Here is a 2,500-nt window from a genome sequence, read left to right on the forward strand (position 1 = left end):
ATTGGGTGCCTGGCAGTGTCCTACTCTCGCATGGCGAATGCCACACTACCATCGGCGCTACCGCGTTTCACTTCTGAGTTCGGCATGGGATCAGGTGGTTCCACGGCGCTATTGCCGCCAGGCAAATTCTTAATCTAGAAAGCTGACGTGAATAACGACTTTGCTAGTTGCTTGTCATTATCACTGAATTTGAGTAGTTCGCTCATTCGCTACAAGGCCCAGAACACTTCTTGGGTGTTGTATGGTTAAGCCTCACGGGTAATTAGTATGGGTTAGCTCAACACGTCACCGCGCTTACACACCCCACCTATCAACGTTGTGGTCTCCAACGGCCCTTTAGGACCCTCAAGGGGTCAGGGATGACTCATCTCAGGGCTCGCTTCCCGCTTAGATGCTTTCAGCGGTTATCGATTCCGAACTTAGCTACCGGGCAGTGCCACTGGCGTGACAACCCGAACACCAGAGGTTCGTTCACTCCGGTCCTCTCGTACTAGGAGCAACTCCCTTCAATCATCCAACGCCCACGGCAGATAGGGACCGAACTGTCTCACGACGTTCTGAACCCAGCTCGCGTACCACTTTAAATGGCGAACAGCCATACCCTTGGGACCGACTTCAGCCCCAGGATGTGATGAGCCGACATCGAGGTGCCAAACACCGCCGTCGATATGAACTCTTGGGCGGTATCAGCCTGTTATCCCCGGAGTACCTTTTATCCGTTGAGCGATGGCCCTTCCATTCAGAACCACCGGATCACTATGACCTACTTTCGTACCTGCTCGACCTGTCCGTCTCGCAGTTAAGCTGGCTTATGCCATTGCACTAACCTCCTGATGTCCGACCAGGATTAGCCAACCTTCGTGCTCCTCCGTTACTCTTTGGGAGGAGACCGCCCCAGTCAAACTACCCACCAGGCACTGTCCGCGAGCCCGATTCAGGGCCCTGCGTTAGAACATCAAACATACAAGGGTGGTATTTCAAGGACGGCTCCAGCGCAACTGGCGTCACGCCTTCAAAGCCTCCCACCTATCCTACACATGTAGGTTCAATGTTCAGTGCCAAGCTGTAGTAAAGGTTCACGGGGTCTTTCCGTCTAGCCGCGGGTACACCGCATCTTCACGGCGAATTCGATTTCACTGAGTCTCGGGTGGAGACAGCATGGCCATGGTTACACCATTCGTGCAGGTCGGAACTTACCCGACAAGGAATTTCGCTACCTTAGGACCGTTATAGTTACGGCCGCCGTTTACCGGGGCTTCGATCAAGAGCTTCGCTTGCGCTAACCCCATCAATTAACCTTCCGGCACCGGGCAGGTGTCACACCCTATACGTCCACTTTCGTGTTTGCAGAGTGCTGTGTTTTTGATAAACAGTCCCAGCCATCTGGTCACTGCGACTCCCGACAGCTCCATCCGCAAGGGACTTCACCATCAAGAGCGAACCTTCTCCCGAAGTTACGGTTCTATTTTGCCTAGTTCCTTCACCCGAGTTCTCTCAAGCGCCTTGGTATTCTCTACCCGACCACCTGTGTCGGTTTGGGGTACGATGACTTGTAATCTGAAGCTTAGAGGCTTTTCCTGGAAGCAGGGCATCAATGGCTTCCACACCGTAGTGTGTTCGTCTCGTGTCTCAGTGTTGTGTCTCCGGATTTGCCTGGAAACACCACCTACGCACTTTCACCAGGACAACCGTCGCCTGGCCCACCTAGCCTTCTCCGTCCCCCCATCGCAATTACAAGTCGTGCAGGAATATTAACCTGCTTCCCATCGACTACGCCTTTCGGCCTCGCCTTAGGGGTCGACTCACCCTGCCCCGATTAACGTTGGACAGGAACCCTTGGTCTTCCGGCGAGGAGGCTTTTCACCCCCTTTATCGTTACTTACGTCAGCATTCGCACTTCTGATATCTCCAGCATACCTCTCGATACACCTTTGCAGACTTACAGAACGCTCCCCTACCACTCACACATAAGTGTGAATCCGCGGCTTCGGTGCCTGGTTTGAGCCCCGTTACATCTTCCGCGCAGGCCGACTCGACTAGTGAGCTATTACGCTTTCTTTAAATGATGGCTGCTTCTAAGCCAACATCCTAGCTGTCTGAGCCTTCCCACATCGTTTCCCACTTAACCAGAACTTTGGGACCTTAGCCGGCGGTCTGGGTTGTTTCCCTCTTCACGACGGACGTTAGCACCCGCCGTGTGTCTCCCGGATATTACTTACTGGTATTCGGAGTTTGCATGGGGTTGGTAAGTCGGGATGACCCCCTAGCCCAAACAGTGCTCTACCCCCAGTAGTATTCGTCCGAGGCGCTACCTAAATAGCTTTCGGGGAGAACCAGCTATCTCCGAGTTTGATTGGCCTTTCACCCCCAGCCACAGGTCATCCCCTAACTTTGCAACGTTAGTGGGTTCGGTCCTCCAGTTGATGTTACTCAACCTTCAACCTGCCCATGGCTAGATCACCCGGTTTCGGGTCTACACCTTGCAACTAGACGCCCAGTT

General features: G+C 53.6%; 2 rRNA genes (1 of these 2 cut by a window edge). Both read right to left on the reverse strand.

Features of this window, described 5'->3' with window-relative positions:
- Positions 1-7 precede the first annotated feature (7 nt).
- Positions 8-122: ribosomal RNA gene (gene rrf, locus ACTG2O_RS00005) — 5S ribosomal RNA — on the reverse strand.
- A 119-nt stretch (positions 123-241) separates the two neighbouring features.
- Positions 242-2,500 (reverse strand): 23S ribosomal RNA (locus tag ACTG2O_RS00010); it runs 631 nt beyond the window's last position.

The organism is Aeromonas sp. 61P (assembly GCF_051919545.1).
In the GTDB taxonomy this organism is placed as follows: Bacteria; Pseudomonadota; Gammaproteobacteria; order Enterobacterales; family Aeromonadaceae; genus Aeromonas; species Aeromonas veronii.